At 65.4% G+C, this 23,202-nt stretch carries 22 protein-coding genes; 21 read left to right on the forward strand and 1 reads right to left on the reverse strand.

Features of this window, described 5'->3' with window-relative positions; all coding sequences use genetic code 11:
* The first annotated feature begins 7 nt into the window (after window positions 1-7).
* The 4 genes from DQ397_RS13515 to trxC all read left to right on the forward strand — a co-directional run bounded on the left by DQ397_RS13515 (window position 8) and on the right by trxC (window position 7,252).
* A complete protein-coding gene (locus tag DQ397_RS13515) occupies window positions 8-1,750 on the forward strand; it encodes a potassium/proton antiporter (RefSeq protein ID WP_043212513.1) in 1,743 nt (580 codons plus the stop codon).
* Between the two features lie 35 nt (window positions 1,751-1,785).
* Complete coding sequence (gene mscK / locus DQ397_RS13520; protein WP_043212512.1) at window positions 1,786-5,094, forward strand: mechanosensitive channel MscK; 3,309 nt, start codon at window positions 1,786-1,788, stop codon at window positions 5,092-5,094.
* Window positions 5,095-5,254: 160 nt separating this feature from the next.
* Window positions 5,255-6,715: a protein adenylyltransferase SelO gene (gene selO / locus DQ397_RS13525; RefSeq protein ID WP_043212510.1), complete on the forward strand. Its 1,461-nt coding sequence runs from the start codon at window positions 5,255-5,257 to the stop codon at window positions 6,713-6,715.
* A 102-nt stretch (window positions 6,716-6,817) separates the two neighbouring features.
* Window positions 6,818-7,252 (forward strand): thioredoxin TrxC, encoded by a 435-nt coding sequence (gene trxC / locus DQ397_RS13530; RefSeq protein ID WP_043212507.1) that lies wholly within the window; start codon window positions 6,818-6,820, stop codon window positions 7,250-7,252.
* Here the strand turns inward: trxC and DQ397_RS13535 are convergent.
* Window positions 7,249-8,022, reverse strand: coding sequence for a ParA family protein (locus DQ397_RS13535; protein ID WP_043212506.1), 774 nt, complete (start codon window positions 8,020-8,022; stop codon window positions 7,249-7,251). The genes trxC and DQ397_RS13535 overlap by 4 nt on opposite strands.
* Window positions 8,023-8,330: 308 nt before the next feature.
* On the opposite strand from DQ397_RS13535, the gene DQ397_RS13540 reads away from it, so the two are divergent.
* Genes DQ397_RS13540 through DQ397_RS13620 form a run of 17 tightly spaced genes read left to right on the forward strand, consistent with a single transcriptional unit; the run spans window position 8,331 to window position 23,165 of the window.
* A complete protein-coding gene (locus DQ397_RS13540) occupies window positions 8,331-9,047 on the forward strand; it encodes a beta-ketoacyl synthase chain length factor (RefSeq protein WP_043212504.1) in 717 nt (238 codons plus the stop codon).
* On the forward strand, window positions 9,023-9,841 hold the full coding sequence (locus DQ397_RS13545) for a 1-acyl-sn-glycerol-3-phosphate acyltransferase (RefSeq protein WP_043212502.1): 819 nt from the start codon (window positions 9,023-9,025) through the stop codon (window positions 9,839-9,841). Before DQ397_RS13540 ends, DQ397_RS13545 begins: the two co-directional genes overlap by 25 nt.
* Window positions 9,810-10,082 (forward strand): phosphopantetheine-binding protein, encoded by a 273-nt coding sequence (locus DQ397_RS13550; RefSeq protein WP_043212500.1) that lies wholly within the window; start codon window positions 9,810-9,812, stop codon window positions 10,080-10,082. The genes DQ397_RS13545 and DQ397_RS13550 overlap by 32 nt, the downstream gene beginning before the upstream one ends.
* A gap of 9 nt (window positions 10,083-10,091) precedes the next feature.
* Window positions 10,092-10,346: an acyl carrier protein gene (locus tag DQ397_RS13555; RefSeq protein WP_043212498.1), complete on the forward strand. Its 255-nt coding sequence runs from the start codon at window positions 10,092-10,094 to the stop codon at window positions 10,344-10,346.
* A complete protein-coding gene (locus DQ397_RS13560) occupies window positions 10,343-10,888 on the forward strand; it encodes a membrane protein (protein WP_043212496.1) in 546 nt (181 codons plus the stop codon). Before DQ397_RS13555 ends, DQ397_RS13560 begins: the two co-directional genes overlap by 4 nt.
* The gene (locus DQ397_RS13565; RefSeq protein WP_148921569.1) at window positions 10,885-12,564 is read left to right on the forward strand and encodes an AMP-binding protein; all 1,680 of its coding nucleotides are present in this window, start codon (window positions 10,885-10,887) and stop codon (window positions 12,562-12,564) included. The genes DQ397_RS13560 and DQ397_RS13565 overlap by 4 nt, the downstream gene beginning before the upstream one ends.
* Complete coding sequence (locus tag DQ397_RS13570) at window positions 12,557-13,291, forward strand: glycosyltransferase family 2 protein (protein WP_043208549.1); 735 nt, start codon at window positions 12,557-12,559, stop codon at window positions 13,289-13,291. Before DQ397_RS13565 ends, DQ397_RS13570 begins: the two co-directional genes overlap by 8 nt.
* Complete coding sequence (locus DQ397_RS13575) at window positions 13,288-14,226, forward strand: glycosyl transferase (RefSeq protein WP_043208551.1); 939 nt, start codon at window positions 13,288-13,290, stop codon at window positions 14,224-14,226. The genes DQ397_RS13570 and DQ397_RS13575 overlap by 4 nt, the downstream gene beginning before the upstream one ends.
* Complete coding sequence (gene hutH / locus DQ397_RS13580; RefSeq protein WP_043208554.1) at window positions 14,207-15,751, forward strand: histidine ammonia-lyase; 1,545 nt, start codon at window positions 14,207-14,209, stop codon at window positions 15,749-15,751. Before DQ397_RS13575 ends, hutH begins: the two co-directional genes overlap by 20 nt.
* The gene (locus DQ397_RS13585; RefSeq protein WP_043208556.1) at window positions 15,744-16,169 is read left to right on the forward strand and encodes a thioesterase family protein; all 426 of its coding nucleotides are present in this window, start codon (window positions 15,744-15,746) and stop codon (window positions 16,167-16,169) included. Before hutH ends, DQ397_RS13585 begins: the two co-directional genes overlap by 8 nt.
* A complete protein-coding gene (locus DQ397_RS13590) occupies window positions 16,166-16,768 on the forward strand; it encodes an outer membrane lipoprotein carrier protein LolA (protein WP_043208558.1) in 603 nt (200 codons plus the stop codon). Before DQ397_RS13585 ends, DQ397_RS13590 begins: the two co-directional genes overlap by 4 nt.
* Window positions 16,752-19,079 (forward strand): MMPL family transporter, encoded by a 2,328-nt coding sequence (locus tag DQ397_RS13595; protein WP_372240765.1) that lies wholly within the window; start codon window positions 16,752-16,754, stop codon window positions 19,077-19,079. The genes DQ397_RS13590 and DQ397_RS13595 overlap by 17 nt, the downstream gene beginning before the upstream one ends.
* Window positions 19,076-19,561: a DUF3261 domain-containing protein gene (locus tag DQ397_RS13600; protein WP_043208561.1), complete on the forward strand. Its 486-nt coding sequence runs from the start codon at window positions 19,076-19,078 to the stop codon at window positions 19,559-19,561. Before DQ397_RS13595 ends, DQ397_RS13600 begins: the two co-directional genes overlap by 4 nt.
* Complete coding sequence (locus DQ397_RS13605) at window positions 19,558-20,751, forward strand: beta-ketoacyl-[acyl-carrier-protein] synthase family protein (protein WP_043208563.1); 1,194 nt, start codon at window positions 19,558-19,560, stop codon at window positions 20,749-20,751. Before DQ397_RS13600 ends, DQ397_RS13605 begins: the two co-directional genes overlap by 4 nt.
* On the forward strand, window positions 20,748-21,218 hold the full coding sequence (locus tag DQ397_RS13610; protein WP_043208565.1) for a hotdog family protein: 471 nt from the start codon (window positions 20,748-20,750) through the stop codon (window positions 21,216-21,218). The genes DQ397_RS13605 and DQ397_RS13610 overlap by 4 nt, the downstream gene beginning before the upstream one ends.
* Window positions 21,211-21,939 (forward strand): 3-oxoacyl-ACP reductase FabG, encoded by a 729-nt coding sequence (gene fabG, locus DQ397_RS13615; RefSeq protein ID WP_043208567.1) that lies wholly within the window; start codon window positions 21,211-21,213, stop codon window positions 21,937-21,939. The genes DQ397_RS13610 and fabG overlap by 8 nt, the downstream gene beginning before the upstream one ends.
* Entirely contained in the window at window positions 21,939-23,165 is a 1,227-nt protein-coding gene (locus DQ397_RS13620) for a beta-ketoacyl-ACP synthase (RefSeq protein ID WP_043208697.1), read from the forward strand. Before fabG ends, DQ397_RS13620 begins: the two co-directional genes overlap by 1 nt.
* The last annotated feature ends 37 nt before the right edge of the window (window positions 23,166-23,202 follow it).

Raw genomic sequence — 23,202 nt, forward strand, 5'->3', positions numbered from 1 at the left:
ACTGCCTTTGGATGCGAGCACCATCAACAGCCTGTTTCTGATCGGCGCACTGCTGGTCGGAGCAAGTATCTTGGTCAGCTCGCTGTCATCGCGCCTTGGCATTCCTATCCTGGTCATCATCCTCGCCGTCGGCATGGTCGCCGGCGTCGATGGTGGCGGCATCATCTTCAACAACTATCCGACCGCCTATCTGGTGGGCAACCTGGCCCTGGCCGTGATCCTGCTGGACGGCGGCCTGCGCACGCGGGTGGCGAGCTTTCGCGTGGCGCTGTGGCCCGCGTTGTCGCTGGCCACGGTCGGCGTGCTGATCACCACCGGGCTGACCGGCATGGTCGCCGCCTGGCTGTTCGACCTGAGCCTCATCCAAGGCCTTCTGATCGGCGCCATCGTCGGCTCCACCGACGCCGCGGCGGTGTTCTCCCTGCTCGGTGGCAAGGGCCTGAACGAGCGTGTCACCGCGACGCTCGAGATCGAGTCGGGTAGCAACGACCCGATGGCGGTCTTTCTCACCGTCACCCTGATCGACATGATCGCCAGCGGCCAGACCGGCCTGCACTGGAGCCTGCTGACCCACTTGGTGCGCGAGTTCGGCATCGGCAGCCTGCTGGGCCTGGGCGGTGGCTGGCTGATGCTGCAACTGGTCAATCGCATCAACCTGGCCGGCGGGCTGTATCCGATCCTGGTGATCGCCGGCGGCCTGGTGGTGTTCTCGCTGACCAACGCCTTGCACGGCAGCGGTTTTCTGGCGGTCTACCTGTGCGGCCTGGTGTTGGGCAACCGCCCCATCCGCAGCCGTCACGGCATTCTGCACATGCTCGATGGCATGGCGTGGTTGGCGCAGATCGGCATGTTCCTGGTGCTGGGCCTGCTGGTCACGCCTCACGATCTGCTGCCGATCGCCTTGCCAGCGCTGGGCCTTGCGCTATGGATGATCCTGTTCGCGCGCCCCCTGTCGGTGGTGGCCAGCTTGCTGCCGTTCAAGGCCTTCCACGGCCGCGAGAAAGCCTTCATCAGCTGGGTCGGCCTGCGCGGCGCGGTGCCGATCATTCTTGCCGTGTTCCCGCTGATGGCCGGCCTGCCCGATGCCCAGCTGTTCTTCAACCTGGCCTTCTTCATCGTCCTGGTCTCGCTGTTGGTGCAAGGCACCAGCCTGCCGTGGATGGCCAAGCTGTTGAAAGTCACCGTGCCGCCGGACCCGGCCCCGATTTCCCGCTCCGCTCTGGAGGTGCACATCACCAGCGAGTGGGAGCTGTTCGTCTATCGCCTGGGTGCTGAAAAATGGTGCATTGGCGCCGCCCTGCGCGAGTTGAAGATGCCAGAGGGCACCCGTATCGCCGCACTGTTCCGCGGCGAGCAACTGCTGCACCCCTCAGGCAGCACCGTGCTGGAGGTCGGCGACATGCTGTGCGTGATCGGCCACGAGCACAACCTGCCGGCCCTGGGCAAACTGTTCAGCCAGGCGCCGCAGCGGGGGCTGGACCTGCGCTTCTTCGGCGACTTCGTGCTCGAAGGCGATGCCGAGCTCGGCGCGGTGGCGGCGCTTTATGGTCTTAAGCTGGACGGATTGGACGCGAAAATGCCGCTTGCCCAGTTCATCCGACAGAAGGTCGGAGGCGCTCCAGTAGTGGGCGACCAGGTCGAATGGAACAGTACGATCTGGACTGTGGCGACCATGGACGGGAACAAGATCCAGAAAGTGGGCGTCAGATTCCCGGAAGGTACTCGACCCGGCCCCGGGTTGTTCCTCTAAACTTCGATTTGCCTCGTTTCGCAAGAATTCTGCCTATGTCCCTGCGTGTGTCCCTCCGCGCAGCCCTGCTCGGGCTGTGCCTGTCCCTCTCGTTCGCCGTCATGGCGGCCGAGGTCCCGACCACCGCCAGCGTCCAGCACAGCCTCGACAAGATCGCCGAGCGCAAACTTCCGGAAGCCGAGCAGAAGGCCCTGCAGCAAGTGCTCGAGCAGACCCTGGTCCTGCTCGCCAGCAAGGAAGACAGCGAAAAGAAACTCGCCGAGCTCAAACAGCAGCTGGCCAGCGCGCCCAACGAGATCCGTGACGGTCAACGCGAGCTGACCAAGCTCAAGCAAACCAAGAGCGTGCCGGTGGCTGAGCGCTATGCCAACCTGGCCGTACCCCAGCTGGAGCAGATGCTCAGCGAGCGCAGCACTGAGCAAGGCGAACTGCAAAAAGCGCTCTCCGAAGCCAACAGCCTGATCATCAACTCCCAGACCCGCCCTGAACGGGCTCAGGCCGAAATCAGCAGCAGCCAGACCCGCATCCAGCAGATCAACAGCAGCCTAAAATCGGGCAAGGACGGCGGCAAACCGATTTCCGCAGACCAACGCAACCAGCTCAACGCCGAGTTGGCCGCGCTCAATGCACGCATGGCTCTGCGCCGCCAGGAAATGACCAGCAACAGCCAACTGCAGGATCTGGGCAATGCCCGCCACGACCTGTTGATCGAGCGCGCCGCGCGCCTAGAGCAAGAAATCCAGGAGCTGCAGACGCTGATCAACGACAAGCGTCTGGCCCAGTCCCAGCAGACCGTCACCCAACAGTCGCTCGAAGCCCAGAAGGCCGGCAGCAGCACCTTGCTGGCCACCGAGAGCACCGCCAACGTCAAGCTTTCGGACTACCTGCTCAAGAGCACCGACCGGCTCAACGAGGTCACCCAGCAGAACCTGCGCACCAAACAGCAACTCGACAGCCTGACCCAGGCCGACCAGGCTCTGGACGAACAGATCGACGTGCTCAAGGGCAGCCTGCTGCTATCGAAGATCCTCTACAAGCAAAAGCAATCCCTGCCGCACCTGAAAGTCGATCGCAACCTGGCCGACCAGATCGCCGACATTCGCCTCTATCAGTTCGAGATCAATCAGCAGCGCGAGCAGATGAGCAGCCCCTCGATCTACGTCGACAAGCTGCTGGCCGCCCAGCCCGAGGAAGAGGCCACACCACAGCTGCGCAAGGCCTTGCTGGAGGTGGTGATCACCCGCAGCGACCTGCTCGAGCGCCTGAACCGCGAGCTGTCGGCGCTGCTCAATGAGTCCATCACCCTGCAGCTGAACCAGAAGCAATTGCTCAGCACCGCCCAAAGTCTGCGCACCACCCTGGAAGAGCAGATGTTCTGGATTCCCAGCAATAAGCCGCTGGACTGGGAGTGGCTGAGCCATGTGCCCGAGCGGTTTGCCGACCAGGTCGCCAACCTGCCATGGGGCTCGGGCCTCAAGGAGCTGACCGACGGCCTGGCGCAGCGCCCGCTGTTGTTCCTGCCGCTGCTGCTGGTGATCGGCGCACTGCTATGGCGGCGCAAGTACCTCTATCAGCGCCTGGGCAAGGTTCACCAGGACATCGGCCACTTCCGTCGCGATAGCCAGTGGCATACGCCCCAGGCGATCCTGATCAATATCCTCCTGGCCATGCCGGTCGCCCTGGCCCTGGCCCTGGGCAGCTACGCCCTGCAGATCGACGCTCGCGGCCAGAACGCTAACCTGGGCGCCGCCCTGTGGCAGATCGCCCAGGCCTGGCTGGTGTTCTACACCGCCTACCGCATCCTCGCGCCGGGCGGCGTTGCCGAGATCCACTTCCGCTGGCACAAGCCGCAGGTCGAGTTCCTGCGCGGCTGGGTGCGCCGACTGGGCACCGTGGTGCTGGCCCTGGTAGGTGTGGTGGCGGTGGCCGAGCATCAGCCGTCGGCCCTGGCCGATGACGTGCTGGGCATCGGTGTGGTGCTCACCTGCTATGCCCTGATGGCCTGGTTGCTCAGCCGCCTGCTGCTGAGCAGCCCCGCGCACCGAGACACCTCGCTGTTCCGCAAAGCGGTCGGGGTGGCCTTCACCGCGCTACCCATCGCCCTGTTCGTGGCCGTGTGCTTCGGCTACTACTACACCGCGCTCAAGCTCACCGACCGACTCATCTATACCCTTTACCTGCTGTTGTTCTGGCTGGTGATCGAGGCCGCGTTCGTACGCGGGCTCTCGGTTGCGGCCCGGCGCCTGGCCTACCAGCGCGCCCTGAGCAAACGCCAGGCTGCCAAGGAAGGGCTGGACGGCGAGGTGATCGTCGAAGAACCAACCTTGGATATCGAACAGGTCAACCAGCAGTCGCTGCGCCTGATCCGCCTGGCCCTGCTTGGCGGCTTCATCGCCGGCCTGTACTGGGTCTGGTCGGACCTGATCTCGGTCTTCGCCTATCTCAACAACTTCACCTTGTACGAATACACCAGCGGCACTGGCGCGGCGGCCAGCATGGTGCCGATCAGCCTGGGCGACCTGCTCGGTGCGTTGGTGATCGTCGGTATCACCTTCGCCCTGGCCGGCAACTTGCCGGGCCTGCTGGAGGTGCTGGTGCTGTCGCGCCTGAACCTGGCCCAAGGCAGCGCCTACGCCACCACCACGCTGCTCTCCTACACCATCGTGGGTGTGGGCATCGTGAGCACCCTGTCGACCCTCGGGGTGAGCTGGGACAAGCTGCAATGGCTGGTGGCGGCCCTGTCGGTGGGCCTGGGCTTCGGCATGCAGGAGATCTTCGCCAACTTCATCTCCGGCATCATGATTCTGTTCGAGCGCCCCGTGCGCATCGGCGACACCATCACCATCGGCAATCTATCCGGCACGGTGAGCAAGATCCGCATCCGTGCGACCACCATCACCGACTTCGACCGCAAGGACATCATCGTCCCCAACAAGACCTTCATCACAGGCCAGCTGATCAACTGGTCCCTGACCGACACCGTCACCCGCGTCACGCTCAAGCTGGGCATCGACTACGGCTCGGATCTGGATCTGGTGCGCGAACTGCTGCTCAAGGGCGCCCACGAAAACCCACGGGTGCTCAAGGATCCTGAGCCGATCGTGTATTTCCTCAACTTCGGCGAAAGCTCGCTGGACCACGAACTGCGCATGCACGTCCGCGACCTGGGCGACCGCAACCCGACGCTGGACGAGATCAACCGCTACATCAACCGCGAGTTCAAGGCGCACAACATCAAGATCTCGGTGCGCCAGGTCGAGGTGTTCCTGATGGACATGCAAGGCGGCAAACAGCAGTTGATTCCGGTGGAGAACCCGAAACCGGATGGCACTGCACCGGCCTGAGTGCACTCGAATACTTTATTCTGTGCACAACCCTTGCGAGGGCTACGCCCTCGTTCGCGGGTAAACCGCTCCTACAGGCACAGCGCTGGACCTGTGGGAGCGGGATTACCCGCGAAGGGCCGCAAAGCGGCCCCTGACCCCCGATCCCAGGAGCCGGCCTGTGAAAGCCCTCGACCAACTGACCTTCGACAACCGCTTCGCCCGCCTGGGCGATGCCTTTTCCACCGAGGTCCTGCCCGACCCGATTGCCGAGCCACGCCTGGTGGTGGCCAGCGAATCGGCCATGGCCCTGCTCGACCTCGACCCGGCCCAGGCCGAACTGCCGGTGTTCGCCGAGCTGTTCAGCGGCCACAAGCTTTGGGAAGAGGCCGAGCCGCGGGCGATGGTCTATTCCGGGCACCAGTTCGGTTCCTACAACCCACGCCTGGGCGACGGCCGTGGCCTGCTGCTGGGCGAAGTGCTCAATGACGCCGGCGAGCACTGGGACCTGCACCTCAAGGGCGCCGGCCAGACCCCCTATTCGCGCATGGGCGATGGCCGTGCCGTACTGCGCTCCTCGATCCGCGAGTTCCTGGCCTCCGAGGCCCTCCACGCCTTGGGCATTCCCAGCAGCCGCGCATTGTGCGTGATCGGCTCGAGCACCCCGGTGTGGCGAGAGACCCGCGAAAGCGCCGCGATGCTCCTGCGCCTGGCGCAAAGCCATGTGCGCTTCGGTCACTTCGAGTACTTCTACTACACCCGCCAGCCAGAGCAGCAGCGCCAACTCATCGACCATGTCCTGGAGCAGCATTACCCCGAGTGCCGGGAGGCAGAACAGCCCTACCTGGCAATGTTCCGCACCATCGTCGAACGCAACGCCGAGCTGATCGCCCGGTGGCAGGCCTACGGCTTCTGCCATGGCGTGATGAACACCGACAACATGTCGATCCTGGGCATCACCTTCGACTTCGGCCCCTACGCCTTCCTCGACGACTTCGACGCCAATTTCATCTGCAACCATTCCGACGACCGCGGTCGCTACAGCTACGCCAACCAGGTGCCCATCGCCCACTGGAACCTGAGCGCCCTGGCCCAGGCCCTGACCACGGTGATCGAGGTGGAGCCGCTCAAGGAAGCGCTGGGCCTGTTCCTGCCGCTGTACCAGGCTCACTACCTGGATCTGATGCGTCGGCGCCTGGGCTTCACCACAGCCGAGGACGGTGACATGGCCTTGGTGGAGCGCCTGCTGCAACGCATGCAGAGCGGCGGCGTGGACTACACCCTGTTCTTCCGCAGGCTTGGCGACCAGCCCGTGGCCGATGCCCTCAAGGTGGTGCGCGATGACTTCATCGACCTGGCCGGGTTCGACGCCTGGGGCGAGGATTACCTGGCCCGCTGCCAGCGTGAACCCGCCAACGCCGAAGGCCGGCGCGAGCGCATGCATGCGGTCAACCCGCTGTACATCCTGCGCAATTACCTGGCACAAAAAGCCATTGAAGCGGCCGAAGCGGGGGATTACAGCGAAGTACGGCGGTTGCATCAGGTGCTGAGCAATCCATTCGAAGAACAACCTGCAATGCAGGCCTATGCCGAACGTCCGCCCGAGTGGGGCAAGCACCTGGAAATCAGCTGTTCCTCGTGAATGCCCTGCCAGGGCTGTCGCCAGTATCCACAAGATGTAGCTGCTTCAGATCAGGCCCCGTGGGCGCTGCGACAGCCTGTGATAAACCGAACAGGAGATGAAATGTCCGAACCTCTGCTGATTCCCTGCCCCCATTGCAACGGCCTCAACCGCCTGCCCGCCGAACGCCTGGGGGACCACCCCAAGTGTGGACGCTGCAAGCAAGAGGTACTGCTGGCCACGCCGTTCGACCTCGATGAACGCAGCTACGCCAGCCAGATCAAAGGCGATTTGCCCCTGCTGCTGGACGTCTGGGCAGACTGGTGCGGGCCGTGCAAATCATTCGCCCCGGTCTTCGAACAAGCCGCCCGCCAGCTTGCCGGGCGCTGTCGCCTGGCCAAGCTGGACAGCGAGGCCAACCGCAACCTCGCCGGTCAGTTGGGCATCCGCTCGATCCCCAGCCTGATCCTGTTCAAGAATGGTCGTGAGGTCGCCCGCCAGGCAGGCGCCTTCCCACTCCAGTCTTTGCTGGAGTGGTTGCGCAGCCAGGGGGTCTAGGCGTTCTCTTCGAGCAGCGCGTGCAGCTCGACGAACTGCTGGGTCAGCTTGTGTCGAGGCTCCAGGTGGATCAACGGCAAGCTCGCATGGTGGGATTCACGCATCTTCACCGAACTGGCCAGATACACCGGCAGGACCGGCAAGCCCTCGGCCAGCAACTCGTCGAGCATCTGCTGCGGCAGGCTGGCGCGTGACTGGAACTGATTGACGACGATGCCTTCGACCAGCAGGTCTTCGTTGTGGTCGTCCTTGAGTTCGTCGATTTCCGCGAGCAGGCCATACAGCGCCTGGCGTGAGAAGCTGTCGCAGTCGAATGGGATTAGCACCCGATCGGCGGCGATCAACGCAGAAACCGCGTAGAAATTGAGCGCAGGTGGCGTATCGATGTATATTCGCTCGTAGTCATCGTCCAGCTCATCGAGCAGTTTGCGCAGCTTGTTGATCTTGTGCTTGGCCTCGAGCTTGGGCTGCAGGTCGGCCAGTTCCGGGGTCGCAGTGACCACGTGGAGGTTGTCGAACGGCGTTTCGTAGATATCGACCTTGTTCTTCTTGGCAAAGGGCCCGCTGGAAAGGGTTTGCTTGAAGAAGTCGGCGATGCCCATGGGAATGTCCTCGCCGGTCAGCCCGGTGAGGTACTGGGTGGAGTTGGCCTGGGCATCCAGGTCGATCAACAGGGTCCGATAGCCTTCACTGGCACTGACCGCCGCCAGGTTGCAGGCGATGCTCGACTTGCCCACGCCACCTTTCTGATTGAACACCACGCGCCGCATGGAAGACCTCCGTGTATCAACGAATGCCCGAGTATGTGTCCGGCGAGCGACAATGACCAGTACCGCCCGCTCAACCTTTCCTACCCCGGTGCCGATAACCTTCGTAACCGTTCATCGGAAACCGCGGGTAATCGATCGGAGCGGGTCGACTAGCCAGAGCGTTGTTCATTGGTCATTGTCCAAGGCGTATTTGCTAGCGGTCCCCTGCACCGGGATAATGCGCGCCACTCGGCGAGTGTGAATCCCTCAGGCCGCTCCGAGCCACTCCGACGCCAAAGGTCGCCCGCAGGGCGGGAAACAAGCACATCGTGATCACTTTCAACATCAGCCAATGGCGCGCCTGGGCCCCCGGTCTGCACACGCCTGCCGACTGGCATGCCTGGGCCGACGGTGAGTCCGTGTCGCCAGGCGACAGCCAGGTACCGGACGTGTCCTTCCTTCCGGCCCTGCAGCGCCGGCGCCTGAGCCCATTGGCACGCATGGCGTTCGCTGTCGGCTGGCCGCTAGCCGAGGGGTACGAATCGCTGCCGCTGGTGTACGTCTCGCGCCATGGTGAAACCCCGCGCACCTTCTCCATCCTCAGCGACCTCGCCCAGGGCGAGCCGCTCTCGCCCACCCAGTTCAGCCTCTCGGTGCACAATGCGGTGATCGGCCTGTGGTCGATCCTGCGTGGGCAGAGCTGCGAAATGACCGCCCTGGCCGCGGCCGACGACGGATTCGAACATGGCCTCGTCGAGGCGGCCGGCCTGCTCCATGAAGGCGCGCCGGCCGTATTGCTGATCGTTGCCGAAGAACTGCCGCCAGCGGCTTATGCACCCTGGATCAGCGACGTACCGCTCTCCTATGCCCTAGGGCTGCTATTGACCCCTGGCGAGCAATGGCAGTTGGACCTGACCCCAGGCAGCGAAGCCGTCCCTGGCAACTTGCCCCACGCCTTGAGCTGGCTGCGCGCCCTGCTGACCGACCAGTCCAGGCTCACCCACCCAGGAAAGCAACGCTCATGGAACTGGCAACGGCTCGCGTGAACAAGCCACGGGATGCCTACCCCTGGCGCCTGGTGGCGACCGCACTGAGCTTTGCCCTGTTCGGTGTCGGCAGCCTGTGCCTGCGCGTGTTGGTGTTTCCGCTGCTCGCCTGCCTGCCCGGTGGCGTCGAACGCCACCAGCAACGCGCCCGCCGAACCATCGGCTGGCTGTTCTGGCGGTTCATACGTTTCATGCGGGTCAGCGGCGTGCTCACCTACGAGGTCGTCGGAGCCGAGGGTCTGGGCCGTCCGGGGCAGCTCATCATCGCCAATCATCCATCGCTGATCGACGTGGTGTTTCTAATCGGCCTGGCCCGCAACGCCAATTGCGTGGTCAAGCAGAGCCTGTTCGACAACCCCTTCACCCGCGGCCCGGTGCGCGAGGCACGCTACATCGGCAACGATGGCAGCGTGCAGATGCTCGAAACCGCCGCCGACACCCTGCGCCAGGGACAGCCGCTGATCATCTTCCCCGAGGGCACCCGCACACCGCCCGGCCAGGCCCCGGCCTTTCATCGCGGTGCCGCCGCGATCGCCTTGCGCGGTGCGAAAATCATTACACCCGTGACCATCAGCGTCAGCCCCAGCACCCTGACCAAACATGAGCCCTGGTACCGCATTCCGCGCCGACGCGTGCATTTTCGTCTACATGTCGGTGCCGATATCGACCCCGCCTCGTTCGCTGCGCTGGGCCCGGCACCGGTGGCCTCTCGACGCCTCAACGATTACCTGCATCAGTATTTCATCAAGGAGCTCGCCGAAGATGAGCGATCCACAGCAAGACCTGCACCGTGATATCAAGCAATTGATCATCGACGCCCTGGGGCTGGAAGACATCGACGTCCAGGACATCGATGACCAACAACCCCTGTTCGGCGAGGGCCTGGGCCTGGACTCGGTGGACGCCCTGGAGCTCGGCCTGGCCTTGCAGAAACGTTTCGGGATCAAGATCGACGCCGACGCCAAGGACACCCGCTCCCATTTCACCAATATCGCCACCCTGGCAGCATTCGTCACTGCCCGTCAGGCCGCCTGAGACCGCACCATGCAAAACCGCGAAGACATCTTCAACCTCCTGCGCAACGCCCTCGTCGAGCTGTTCGAGCTCGACCCGGCCAGCATCAGACTGGAGTCCCACCTGTACCAGGATCTGGAAATCGATAGCATCGATGCCATCGACCTGATCGATCACATCAAGCGCCAGACCGGCAAGAAGATCACCGCCGAGGACTTCAAGTCGGTGCGCACCGTCAATGACGTGGTCGAAGCGGTCTTCCGCCTGGTCAACACCGCAGCATGAAACGCCTGTTCGGCCTCGCTCTGGTCATCGCCGGGGTGCTTTATCCCTTCGCCGTGTACTTCGGCCTGGCCCGGTTCGCACCCTGGCAGTTCGCCTTGCTGCTCGCTGCCCTTTGGCTGGCCCGCGCCGTGGGCACGGCGCGCAGGCCAGGCGACCTGGGGATGACCGCCGTGGCCCTGGCGTTCTGCGCTGTGCTGGCCTTGAGTGACAGCGCGCAGTTGCTGCGCTGGTACCCGGTACTGGTCAATGCGTTCATGTTGGCCCTGTTCGCCTCGAGCCTGAAGTACGGCCCGCCCGTCGTCGAGCGCATGGCACGCCTGCGCGAGCCTGACCTGCCGCCTGCGGCCGTCGCCTATACGCAGCGCGTGACGCAGGTTTGGAGTCTGTTTTTCGTGATCAATGGCGTGATCGCCGCCGGGCTCACGCTCTGGGCGCCACTGACCTGGTGGACGCTGTACAACGGCCTGATCGCGTACCTGGCGATGGGCGTGCTGTTCGCTGCCGAATGGCTGACACGACACCATGTGCGAGGACGCTCATGAACTGGATCGATCCCGAGCACCTGTTGCGCCCACTGACGACCGCGCGCCCAGTGACCCTGGAGCCGCCCCTGGACCACGAAGGGCTGCGAAATGCCGCCCTGGGCCTGGCCGCGGCCCTGCAGCAGCGGGGCGTGCGCCGTCTGGCGGTGCATCTGGAAGACGCCGCCGACCTGGCCATCGCGCTATTGGGTGCCTGGCGCGCAGGCGTCCAGGTCCTGCTGCCCGCCGACCTGCAGCCCCAGACCCGGCTGCGCTGGAACGACCAGGTCGACCTGTGGCTCACTGATCAGCCCGGCGACCTCGACCTGGCGTCGCTGCATACTTCCCCGCTGGCGCCGGTCGACCTCGATCCGGACCAATGCCGCATCGGCCTGTGCACCTCGGGCTCGAGCGGCGAACCCAAGCTCATCGGCAAGACCCTGCGCCAGCTGGCCAACGAGGTACGCGCCCTGGAGCAGCAATGGGGCACCGCGTTGGGCGACGCCTGGATCATCGGCAGTGTCGCCTCGCAGCACATCTATGGGCTGCTGTTCCGCGTGCTCTGGCCGCTGTGCGCCGGGCGCGGCTTCCTGCGGCGTCAGGTGCCGTTCCCTGAAGACCTGCAACGCGCCAGCCTGGCCCAGCCAGCCTTTGCCTGGGTCGCCAGCCCCGCCCTGCTCAAGCGCATGGGCGACAATCTGGACTGGACGGCCCTGGCCAAGGTGCGCTGCGTGTTCTCATCGGGCGGCGAACTGCCCGGCGATGCCGCGCAGCGCTTGCAGCAGCGCCTGGGGCAATGGCCGGTGGAAATCCTCGGCAGCTCCGAGACAGGCGGCATCGCCTGGCGCCAAGGGGAGCAGCGCTGGTCGCCCTTCGCAGGCGTGGTCTTGAGCCTGTCGGCCGAGGGTGCCCTGTGCGTGAGCTCGCCCTACCTGCCCGAGGGGCACGTGGAACACACCGCCGATGCAGCGCACATCGAGGCCGACGGACGCGTACGCCTGCTCGGGCGGCTGGACCGGATCGTCAAGCTCGAAGAAAAACGCATCGCCCTGCCCAGGCTGGAGCAAGCCCTGTGCACCCATGCCTGGGTCAGCGAGGCGCGTTTGGGCATGGTCGAGCAAGGCCGTGCCTTCCTCGGCGTCTTGCTGGTACTCACCCCTCTGGGGCTGCACCAATTGCGCAACCATGGGCGGCGTGCCCTGATCGAGGCGCTACGCGAGCACCTGGCCCAGCACTGCGAAGCCGTGGCCCTGCCCCGGCGCTGGCGCCTGGTGCGCCAACTGCCGCTCAATGCCCAGGGCAAGCTGCCCCAGGCGCAGGTTCAGACCCTGCTGGCAGCGCCCAGGAGTAATGCGCCGGAGGTCCTCGATACCCTGCAGGACGCCCATCAGTTGCGCTTGAAACTGGCAGTACCAGCGGATCTGGCCTGCTTCACCGGCCACTTTCCGAGCACCCCTATTCTGCCGGGTGTGGTGCAGATCGACTGGGCCATGGACCTCGCCGCGCCGCTGATTCCCAGCGGGCATCGGTTTGCCGGCATGGAAGTGCTGAAGTTCCAGCAACTGGTCCGCCCCGGAGACGAGATCGAGCTGACGCTTCGTTTCGACGCCGAGCGCGGCAAGCTCTATTTCACCTACACCAACGGCGAGCAGGCCTGTTCCAGTGGCCGCATCCTCCTGGAGCACGCCGGTGCATAATCCCTGTGCGGTCATTCCGGTGTACAACCATGAGCGCGCCGTGCCCACGGTGGTCGCCGAGTTGTTGCGTGCCGGGCTGCCCTGCATTCTCGTGGACGATGCCAGTCACCCTGGTTGTGCCCAGGTGCTGCGCGAGCTGGCGCAGCAGCCGCAGACATTCCTCGTTCGCCTGGACCTGAACCAGGGCAAGGGCGGCGCGGTGATGACCGGCTTGCGCGAGGCCGCGCGGCTGGGGTTCAGCCATGCCCTGCAAGTGGACGCCGATGGCCAGCACGACCTGACAGCGGTCGGGGACTTCCTGGCGCTGTCGCGTGCCCAGCCCCAGGCGCTGGTGTGCGGTTATCCACAGTACGACGCCAGTGTCCCGAAGGGCCGGCTCTACGCCCGCTACCTGACCCACGTGTGGGTCTGGATCAACACCTTGTCCCTGGCCATTCCGGACTCCATGTGCGGCTTTCGTGTCTATCCCCTGCCGCCGACCCTGGCGCTGATCGACTCAGTGAGCCTGGGCCGGCGCATGGATTTCGACACCGAAATCCTGGTGCGCCTGTCGTGGCGTGGGCAACCGATGCGCTGGCTGCCGACCCGGGTGCACTACCCCGCCGACGGCGTCTCGCATTTTCGTCTGCTCCATGACAACGTTCTGATTTCGCGCATGCACGCCAGATTGTGTGTCGGCATGCTCCTGCGTGCGCCGATGATCCTCTGGCGCAGGTGGCGTCGATGAGCGACCGATCGCAGCATTGGGCGGCGCAACGTGAACGCGGCAGTTTCTGGTTGATGAAACTCACCGCCGTGCTGGCGCGCCTGCTCGGTCGTCGTCTGCTCAGCCCCTTGATCCATGCCATCGTGCTGTACTTCTTCCTGTTCGGTCGCAAGGCCCGGCGCAGTGCCTGGCAATACCAGCAGCGTTTGTGGCAATGCAGTGGTGGCCGAACTCCGAAGCCCAATCACTGGCGAGTGTTTCGCCAGTTCATGGCTTTTGCAGAAGCCCTATTGGACAAACTCGATGCCTGGAACGGCAGGCTGCGCCTGGAAGACATCGAGATCCGCGACACCAGCGAACTGCGCCAGCAACTGCGCGGCGCACGTGGGCAATTGCTGGTGGGCGCGCACCTGGGCAACCTGGAGGTGTGCCGAGCCCTTGCCGAACTGGGAGAGCAGGTGCGCATGAACGTGCTGGTGCACACCCGCCACGCCGAACGCTTCAACCGTCTGCTCGGCGAGGCCGGCGCCAGCCACCTGCGGCTGATCCAGGTCAGCGAGCTGGACCCGGCGATCATGCTGCAGCTCTCCGAGCGCCTGGAGCGCGGCGAATGGCTCGCAATTGCCGGCGACCGCATCCCCTTGCATGGCGCCCGTACGGTCGAGGTGGACTTCCTCGGCTATCCGGCGGCCTTTCCCCAGGGCCCTTGGCTGCTGGCCGGCCTTTTGAAGTGTCCCGTCAACCTGCTGTTTTGTCTCAAGCAGGACGGGCGCTACCGGATCACCCTGGAGCCCTTTGCCGAGCAACTGCACTGGCGCCGCGAGCAGCGCCAGCAGGTGATCGCCCAATGGGCCGGTCGCTATGCCGCCCGCCTGGGCCATTATTGCCAGCAGGCGCCGGACCAATGGTTCAACTTCTACCCTTTCTGGAGCGACGATGACGACGCATCCGCATGAGTCCGTGACCTTCGGCGAAGCGCCGTTGGCCATCGAGGACATCCTTGCCCTCAGCCAACGCCACGCCCGCCCCTTGCTGCAGGCCGACGCCGAGTACCGGGAGCGCATCGCCCGCGGCGCACGTTTTCTCGATACTCTGCTGCACAAGGAAGGGGTGATCTACGGCGTCACCACCGGTTACGGCGACTCCTGCGTGGTGGCCGTGCCCCTGGAGCACGTCGAGGCCCTGCCGCGCCACCTGTACACCTTCCATGGCTGCGGCCTGGGGCAGTTGCTCGATGCGCCCGCCACCCGTGCGGTGCTGGCGGCGCGTCTGCGCTCGCTGAGCCATGGCATGTCTGGCGTGCGCCTGGAGCTGCTGGAGCGCCTGCGCGATTTTCTCGCCCACGACATCCTGCCGCTGATTCCCGAAGAAGGCTCGGTGGGCGCCAGCGGCGATCTGACGCCGCTCTCCTACGTCGCCGCCGCGCTCTCGGGCGAGCGTGACGTGATGTACCAGGGCGTGCGCCGCAGCAGCGCGGACGTGCACCGCGAACTGGGCTGGCAGCCACTGGTGCTACGCCCCAAGGAAGCCCTGGCGCTGATGAACGGTACCGCCGTGATGACTGGTCTGGCTTGCCTGGCCTACGCCCGTGCCGACTATCTGCTGCATCTGGCAACGCGCATCACTGCGCTGAACGTCATCGCCCTGCAAGGCAACCCCGAACACTTCGACGAACGCCTGTTCGCCGCCAAGCCGCACCCAGGCCAGAACCAAGTCGCGGCCTGGCTGCGCCAGGACCTGGCCTTCGACGCCCCAGCCGCCCCCCTGCACCGCCTGCAGGACCGCTATTCGCTGCGTTGCGCGCCGCATGTGCTGGGCGTTCTGGCCGACAGCCTGGGCTGGCTGCGCAGCTTCATCGAGACCGAACTCAACAGTGCCAACGACAACCCCATCATCGATGGCGATGCCGAGCGGGTGCTGCACGGCGGGCATTTCTATGGCGGGCACATCGCCTTTGCCATGGACAGCCTCAAGACCTTGGTGGCCAACGTCGCCGACCTACTCGACCGCCAGCTCGCCCTGCTGGTGGACACCCGCTACAACCATGGCCTGCCCAGCAACCTCTCCGGGGCCCAGGCCGACCGGGCCATGCTCAACCATGGTTTCAAAGCCGTGCAGATCGGCGCCAGCGCCTGGACCGCCGAGGCGCTCAAGCAAACGATGCCGGCCAGCGTGTTCTCGCGCTCCACCGAATGCCACAATCAGGACAAAGTCAGCATGGGCACCATCGCCGCCCGGGACGCGCTGCGCGTTCTGCAACTGTCCGAACAGGTCGCCGCCGCTACCTTGCTGGCCGCTAACCAGGGCGTCTGGCTGCGCGGCCGCCAAGCCGTTACCGCCCCGCTGCCGCCTGCCCTTGCGCAGATGCACCAGGCGTTGCTGGCGGACTTCGCCCCGGTCACCGAAGACCGCGCCCTGGAACACGAACTGCGGCTGTGCCTGACGCGCATCGGCGAACGCCATTGGAGGCTGCATGCGTAACCCCGGCGTGTTCCATGTCGACAGTGAGATCGTCGTGCCCTTCTTCGACGTGGACAGCATGCACGTGGTCTGGCACGGCCATTACGTGAAATACCTCGAAGTCGCCCGCTGCGCGCTGCTCGAACGCCTCGGGCAAGACTATCGGCGCATGCAGGCCAGCGGCTACATGTGGCCGGTGATCGACTTGCAGTTGCGCTATATCCGTGGCGCCACCTTCGGCCAACGCCTGAAGGTCCGCGCCAGTCTGGTGGAATGGGAAAGCCGCCTGAAAATCCACTACCTGATCAGCGACGCAGACACCGGTGAACGCATGACCCGCGCCAGCACCGTACAGGTCGCGGTGCACATCGAGAGCGGCGAAATGCAGTTGGCCTCGCCCCAGGTGATGCTCGATGCCGTAGCCAAGGTGCTGCCATGAACCGCTTGCACCGCTTGCTGGCGGTATTGCTGATGCTGCTTTCAAGCCCGATGGCGATGGCCTTCGACCTGGCCGACTTGCAAAAGCAGTTGAGCGCGCCAGCGGTGGTCAGCGGCAACTTCGTGCAGGAGAAACACCTGCGTGCCCTGGCGCAACCGCTGACGAGCCAGGGCCGCTTCGTCCTGGCACGCGACCATGGCTTGCTCTGGCTACTGCGCACCCCGCTGCGTCAGGACTACCGCATCGACGCAAGCGGCATCGCCCGTCGTGATCCGGGTGGCTGGCAACCGCTGCCCAGCCAGAGCGCCGGAGCACAGCAGAACCGTTTGTTCTTCGCGGTCCTGCAAGGCGACAGCAGCGGCCTGCAACGGGACTTCGAGCTGAGCCTGAGCGGTGACGCCGAGCATTGGCAACTGCGCCTGACGCCGCGCTCGATGTTGCTCAAGCAGATCTTCACCCGCATCGATATCACCGGCGGGCGTTTCGTCGAACGCATCGTGCTGGCCGAAACCCAGGGCGACAGCACGGTCCTGCGCATGCAGGACAGCCGCGGTGCCAGCGCCTTGAGCGACTCGGAGCGTCGTGACTTTGCCGATTGAACGCCTGTTGCCGCGCCTGTTTCTCGCCCTGTTGCTGGCCATGCTCGCGCTCGCGGCCTGGCAGTGGCACCGCGGTGCGCCCCTGTCCTCCGACCTGATGACCCTGGTGCCTGGCGCGCCCCAGGACCCGCAGGTGCAACGCGCCGAACAACGCATGCAGGCGCCGCTGAACCGCGAAATGCTGGTGCTGGTTGGCCACCCTGATCGCCAGCAAGCCCTTGCCCTGGCCGAGGGCCTGGCCACCCGGTGGCAGGCCAGCGGCCTGTTCGAGAAGGTGCAGTGGAACCTGCACACCGACCTGCAGGCGGTGCGTGCGCAGCTACTGCGAGGCCGCCTGGCGATGCTCTCGGCCGCTGACCGGCAGCAACTGGCCGAACAGCCCGACGCCTTCATCGAGCAACGCGTCCAGAGCCTGGTCGACCCCTTTGCGGGCTTGAGCCTGGTCTCGAGCCAGGACGACTGGCTGGGCCTGAGCGGACGCATCCAGGCCAGCCAGCCCAGGCCCGCCAATGTCCAGCTCGACACCGCCAGCGGCGCGCTGGTGGCCGAAGCGGACGGCAAGCATTGGGTGCTGCTGCGCGCGCGCACCGTGGGCAACGCCTTCGACCTTAACTTGCCCTTGCAAGTAGAGGCGTTGCTCGCCCAGGCCCGTCGGCAGGCCGACCAGGCAGGCGCCCAGCTGCTGGCGGCCAGCGGCCTGCTGCACGCCGCCGCCGGTCAACGCCAGGCCAGCCGGGAGATCACCTGGGTGGGCGGCGGGGCAACCGTGGGCATTTTCCTGCTGCTGTTGCTGGCCCTGCGGCGCTGGCGCGCGCTGCTGGCGTTCGTACCGGTGGCGGTCGGCATGCTGTTCGGCTCGGTGGCCTGCGTCGCGCTGTTCGGCCAGATGCACGTGATGACCCTGGTGCTCGGGGCCAGCCTGATCGGCGTGGCGGTGGACTACCCGCTGCACTACCTGTCCAAGGGCTGGAGCCTGCGCCCCTGGCACAGCTGGACGGCGCTGCGCCTGACCTTGCCCGGCATGACCTTGAGCCTTGCGACCAGTTGCATCGGCTACCTGGCCCTGGCCTTCACGCCGTTCCCGGCATTGACCCAGATCGCGGCGTTTTCCGCCGCAGGCTTGCTGGGTGCCTACCTGTGCGCCGTCTGCCTATTGCCTGCGCTGTTGCAGCACATGGACCTGCGTCCTTCCCCCTGGCCGCTGCGCGTGGCCCAGGCCCTGACCGACCTGCGCGAGCGCCTGCTGCGCAAAGTGCCCAGCGTCATGCTGCTCGGTCTGTTGCTGGTGTTCTGTGTGGCCGGGTTGTGGCAGTTGCAAAGCCGCAACGACATCCGCCAGTGGATCAGCGCCCCTCCGCAACTGCTCGAACAGGCCCAGGCCGTGGCGCGCATCACTGGCTACCAGCCGACCAGCCAGTTCTTCCTGGTGCGTGCCGATAACCAGAGCCAATTGCTCGACCGCTTGCAGACGCTGAGCGGCAAGCTCGATGAGTTGGTCGACCTGGGCAAGCTCAAGGGCTACCTGTCCCTTAGCCAGTTGGTGACCAGCCCAGCGACGCAGCAGCAAGTGCGCAACGCCCTGCTGCAGTTGCCTGGGCATTGGCAGCCATTGCTGGCCCTTGGTGTGCCCGAGCAGGCCTTGCAGACGGAGATCGCTCAACTGCAGACATTGGCACCGCTGTCGATCGACGAGGCCCTGCAGGGGCCGCTGGGCGAAGCCTGGCGCCCCTTGTGGCTGGGCCAGGACGGCCAGGGCGTGGCGGCGATCGTCAGCCTGCAAGGCCATGCAGATGTCTCGCTGTTGCGCCTTCAGGCCCAGGACCTGCCCGGCGTACACTTGGTCGATCGCCTAGGCGAGCTCAACCAGCTGTTCACCGCCACTCAGGTCAGTGCCGCCGAACTCAAGTTGCTGTCGTGCGCGTTGATAGCGATGGTGCTGATGCTGCCGTTCGGCCTGCGCAGCGCCCTGCGCATCGTCGCCCTGCCGCTGCTCGCGGCGTTGTGCAGCTTGGCGAGTCTTGGTTGGCTGGGACAACCGCTGACCCTGTTCAGCCTGTTCGGCCTGCTGCTGGTGACCGCCATCGGCGTGGACTATGCGATCCTGATGCATGAGCGCATCGGCGGCAGTGCCGTCAGCCTGCTGGGTACCTTGCTGGCAGCACTCACCACGTGGCTGTCGTTCGGTTTGCTGGCGCTTTCCAGCACCCCGGCAGTGAGTAATTTCGGCATGGCCGTGAGCCTGGGCCTGGTGTTCAGTTTTCTCCTGGCGCCCTGGGCCGGCGCCAACGATGGAGGGCCTCGGCAACCATGAAACATCTGTGGATTCTGCTGGCCTGCCTGCTGCTCGGCGCCTGCACCGGTAGCCCCCCCCTGCCTGAGCGGCTGCCGGAGTTGCAGTTGCCTCGTCAGTTGCATGTACAACGCGAACAGGATGGCCAGCGCCAGGACTGGCTGCTGGTGATCCAGCGAGAGGAGGGCCGCTTGCGCTGGTCGTTGCTCGATCTGATGGGCATTCCCCAGGCGCGCCAACTGTTCGACGGCCGCCAATGGCACGCAGACGGTCTGCTGCCCCCCAACCCGGCCGCCCGCGAACTGTTCGCCGCCCTGCTCTTCGCGCTCACCCCAGAGGCCCAGCTGACACAGCTCTATCCCGGTGCCCTCCAGCACGGACAGCGGCGTTCGCTAAAGACGCGTTGGCAGGTGGACTACCAGGATCCGGATGATTTCACCTTGAACCTCGGCCAGGGCCTGCGTTATCTAGTCACCCCCTTGCCCAGCGAGAACACGCCATGACCGCCTTCCTCGACGCCCTGGGCCTGGTCTGCGCCCTCGGCCACGGCCAAGCCCAGGTTGCCCGCGCACTGTTTGCCGGCGACTGCGGTGGCATGCAGCAGCAAGAGGGTTGGGTAGCCGGACGCCGTCTGCCCGTCGGGGTCGTGCCAGACCCTCTGCCCGAGCTGCCATTGCCCGGTCACCAAAGCCGTAACAACCAATTGCTCTATAGCGCGGCACTGCAAATCGAGCCTGCCATTCGCCACGCCATCGAACGCCACGGCCCACAGCGCGTGGGCGTGGTGCTGGGCACCAGCACTTCGGGGATCGCCGAAGGCAGCGACGGCGTCGCGCAGTACGTGCGCACCGGCCGCTTCCCGGATAGCTACGACTACGATCAACAAGCCCTCGGCGCACCGGCCACATTCCTGGCCGCATGGCTGCAACTGTCTGGCCCGGCCTATGTGTTGTCGACCGCATGCACCTCCAGTGCCCGAGCGTTGCTCAGTGCCCGCCGCCTGCTCGACCTGGGCCTGTGCGATGCCGTGCTGTGCGGAGGCGTGGATACCTTGTGTGGCCTGACGCTCAACGGCTTCAGCGCACTGGAGGCCGTCAGCACCGAGCGCTGCAATCCCTTCTCGGCCAACCGCGACGGTATCAACATCGGCGAGGGCGCAGCCCTGTTTCTCATGACCCGCCAACGCACAGGCGACGGGCCAGGCATCGCCCTGCTCGGCGCAGGCGCAAGCTGCGATGCGTTTCATATCTCAGCACCAGAGCCCACCGGCAAGGGCGCCTTGCAGGCCATGGGCAAAGCACTGGACAATGCCGGCCTAACGCCTGCACAGATCGACTACCTGAACCTGCACGGCACCGCCACCGTCCACAACGACGCCATGGAGAGCCTCGCCGTGCACGGGCTGTTCGGCGATCGCGTGCCCTGCTCCTCCAGCAAGCCCATGACCGGCCATACCCTGGGGGCCGCCGGCGCCTTGGAAGCGGCGTTCTGTTGGCTTGCCCTGAGCCGGCACAACCCAGAGGGCCTGTTGCCGCCTCATGTCTGGGATGGCCAGCGCGACCCCCGGTTGCCGGCCCTGAACCTGGTCGATGGCAGCCAACGCCTGCCTCCGCAGGGGCCGCGCCGCCTGATGAGCAACTCGTTCGCCTTCGGTGGCAACAATGTCAGCCTGATTCTCGGAGACGCCCCATGAACACCTGGCCACTGTCCGAACTGCTGCCGCATGCCGCAGATATGATCCTCATCGACCGCATCGACAGCTGCGACGACGAACAGATCCATACCCGTGCAACGGTCCGCCCGGGCGGTCAGTTCAACCGCGCCGACGGCAGCCTGCCCGCCTGGCTGGGCCTGGAGCTGATGGCCCAGAGCGTGGCCGCCTATGCTGGGTACCAGGCTCGCCGCGCCGGGCGTGCGGTGGAAATGGGCTTTCTGTTGGGTACCCGTCGCTTCGAATGCGATGTGGCGCAGTTCCCCGCCGGCGCCGAGCTGCGCATCCATGCCCTGCGATCGCTTGAAGACGAGAGCGGCATGGGCGTGTTCGAATGTCACCTGCGCGGTGAGGGTATCCATGCCAGCGCGCGCCTGAACGTCTACCGTCCGCCCCAGGCCACTGGCTACCTGGCCGAAGCGGCACCCGAGGAAACACCCCATGACTGACACTATCCTGGTCACCGGCTCCAGCCGCGGTATCGGCCGCGCCATTGCCCTGCGCCTGGCACGCGCAGGCTTCGACCTGGTGCTGCATTGCCGCAGCGGCCGCGACGCGGCCGAGGCGGTCGCCGAACAGGTGCGTGGGCTGGGGCGTCAGGCGCGGATCCTGCAGTTCGACGTCGCCGACCGGTCGGCCTGCGCCCGCATCCTGGGCGAGGACGTCGAAGCTCACGGGGCCTACTATGGAGTGGTGTGCAATGCCGGACTGACCCGCGATGGCGCATTCCCTGCGTTGAGTGAAGACGACTGGGACCAGGTCATGCGGACCAACCTGGACGGCTTCTACAACGTCCTGCACCCGCTCATGATGCCCATGATCCGCCGTCGCGCACCTGGTCGCATCGTCTGCATCACTTCAGTATCCGGCCTGATCGGCAACCGCGGCCAGGTCAACTACAGCGCCTCCAAGGCGGGCGTGATCGGTGCCGCCAAGGCTCTGGCCATCGAGCTGGGCAAGCGCCGCATCACGGTCAACTGCGTGGCCCCGGGGCTGATCGACACCGACATGCTCGATGACCAGGTGCCGGTCGATGAACTGCTCAAGATGATTCCTGCCCAACGTATGGGGACCCCGGAGGAAGTGGCCGGCGCGGTCAATTTCCTGATGTCGGACGAAGCGGCCTACATCACCCGCCAGGTACTGGCCGTCAACGGAGGGCTATGCTGATGCGTCGCGTTGTGGTCACCGGCATGGCCGGCATCACTGCCCTGGGCAGCGACTGGGACAGCATTGCCCGGCAATTCGCCGCCAATCGCAGTGGTATCCGGCGCATGGACGAGTGGGACCGCTTCGAAGAACTCAACACTCGCCTGGCCGGCCCTGTGGATGACTTCCAAGTGCCAGGGCACTGGACACGCAAGCAACTGCGCAGCATGGGACGCGTGTCACGGCTGGCGGTCGCCGCAGCCGAACGCGCCCTGGCCGATGCCGGGCTGCTGGACGACCCGAGCATCCGCGATGGACGCATGGGCGTGGCTTGCGGGTCATCGATCGGCAGCACCGAAGAGATCAAGGCCTTCGGCAACATGTTGCTCAATTCAAAGGCCGACGGGCTCAATGCCAACTCCTACGTGCGCATGATGCCGCACACCACAGCCGCCAACATCAGCATTTTCTTCGGGCTGACCGGGCGCCTGATCCCGACATCCAGCGCCTGCACCAGCGGCAGCCAGGGTATCGGTTATGCCTATGAAGCAATCAAGTTCGGGCGCCTGCCGCTGATGCTGGCCGGCGGTGCCGAGGAGCTGTGCCCCAGCGAGGCGATGGTGTTCGATGCCCTGTACGCGACCAGCCTGAAGAACGACACCCCCACCCTGACCCCGCGCCCCTATGACCGCGCACGCGATGGGCTGGTGGTGGGTGAAGGCGCCGGCATGCTGGTACTGGAAGAGCTGGAGCATGCATTGGCCCGGGGCGCGCATATCCACGCCGAGATCGTAGGGTTTGGCAGCAACGCCGACGGCCAGCACATCACCCGCCCGGAGCAGGTGACCATGCGTCGGGCGATGGAACTGGCGCTCGAAGATGCCGGCCTGCCCGTCGAGGCCATTGGCTACGTCAACGGCCATGGCACTGCCACCGAACAAGGCGACATCGCCGAGACCCTGGCCACCCACGCGCTGTTCGGCCCGCGCATGCCGATCAGTTCCCAGAAAAGCTTCCTTGGCCACACCTTGGGCGCCTGCGGCGCGCTTGAGTCCTGGTTCAGCATCGAGATGATGAATCGCGACCAGTACGTGCACACCCTGAACCTCGATGACATCGACCCTCGCTGCGCCGAGCTGGATTACCTGCGCGGGGGCATGCGCGCCATGAGCCACGAGCATGTGATGAACAACAACTTTGCCTTCGGCGGCGTGAACACCTCGTTGATCTTCCGGCGCTGGCGCTGAGGCTTGCACTGATTCCTCGGGGAGCGGGTTTACCCGC

It is taken from the genome of Pseudomonas sp. CK-NBRI-02 (assembly GCF_008124495.1).
GTDB classification, from domain to species: domain Bacteria; phylum Pseudomonadota; class Gammaproteobacteria; order Pseudomonadales; family Pseudomonadaceae; genus Aquipseudomonas; species Aquipseudomonas guariconensis.

Excerpts from the sequence above, each read along its gene's own strand:
- mscK (WP_043212512.1), top strand. The coding sequence starts at position 1,786 with ATGTCCCTGCGTGTGTCCCTCCGCGCAGCCCTGCTCGGGCTGTGCCTG.
- trxC (WP_043212507.1), top strand. The coding sequence starts at position 6,818 with ATGTCCGAACCTCTGCTGATTCCCTGCCCCCATTGCAACGGCCTCAAC.
- DQ397_RS13535 (WP_043212506.1), bottom strand. The coding sequence starts at position 8,022 with ATGCGGCGCGTGGTGTTCAATCAGAAAGGTGGCGTGGGCAAGTCGAGC.
- DQ397_RS13545 (WP_043212502.1), top strand. The coding sequence starts at position 9,023 with ATGGAACTGGCAACGGCTCGCGTGAACAAGCCACGGGATGCCTACCCC.
- DQ397_RS13550 (WP_043212500.1), top strand. The coding sequence starts at position 9,810 with ATGAGCGATCCACAGCAAGACCTGCACCGTGATATCAAGCAATTGATC.
- DQ397_RS13555 (WP_043212498.1), top strand. The coding sequence starts at position 10,092 with ATGCAAAACCGCGAAGACATCTTCAACCTCCTGCGCAACGCCCTCGTC.
- DQ397_RS13560 (WP_043212496.1), top strand. The coding sequence starts at position 10,343 with ATGAAACGCCTGTTCGGCCTCGCTCTGGTCATCGCCGGGGTGCTTTAT.
- DQ397_RS13565 (WP_148921569.1), top strand. The coding sequence starts at position 10,885 with ATGAACTGGATCGATCCCGAGCACCTGTTGCGCCCACTGACGACCGCG.
- DQ397_RS13575 (WP_043208551.1), top strand. The coding sequence starts at position 13,288 with ATGAGCGACCGATCGCAGCATTGGGCGGCGCAACGTGAACGCGGCAGT.
- hutH (WP_043208554.1), top strand. The coding sequence starts at position 14,207 with ATGACGACGCATCCGCATGAGTCCGTGACCTTCGGCGAAGCGCCGTTG.
- DQ397_RS13585 (WP_043208556.1), top strand. The coding sequence starts at position 15,744 with ATGCGTAACCCCGGCGTGTTCCATGTCGACAGTGAGATCGTCGTGCCC.
- DQ397_RS13590 (WP_043208558.1), top strand. The coding sequence starts at position 16,166 with ATGAACCGCTTGCACCGCTTGCTGGCGGTATTGCTGATGCTGCTTTCA.
- DQ397_RS13600 (WP_043208561.1), top strand. The coding sequence starts at position 19,076 with ATGAAACATCTGTGGATTCTGCTGGCCTGCCTGCTGCTCGGCGCCTGC.
- DQ397_RS13605 (WP_043208563.1), top strand. The coding sequence starts at position 19,558 with ATGACCGCCTTCCTCGACGCCCTGGGCCTGGTCTGCGCCCTCGGCCAC.
- DQ397_RS13610 (WP_043208565.1), top strand. The coding sequence starts at position 20,748 with ATGAACACCTGGCCACTGTCCGAACTGCTGCCGCATGCCGCAGATATG.
- fabG (WP_043208567.1), top strand. The coding sequence starts at position 21,211 with ATGACTGACACTATCCTGGTCACCGGCTCCAGCCGCGGTATCGGCCGC.
- DQ397_RS13620 (WP_043208697.1), top strand. The coding sequence starts at position 21,939 with ATGCGTCGCGTTGTGGTCACCGGCATGGCCGGCATCACTGCCCTGGGC.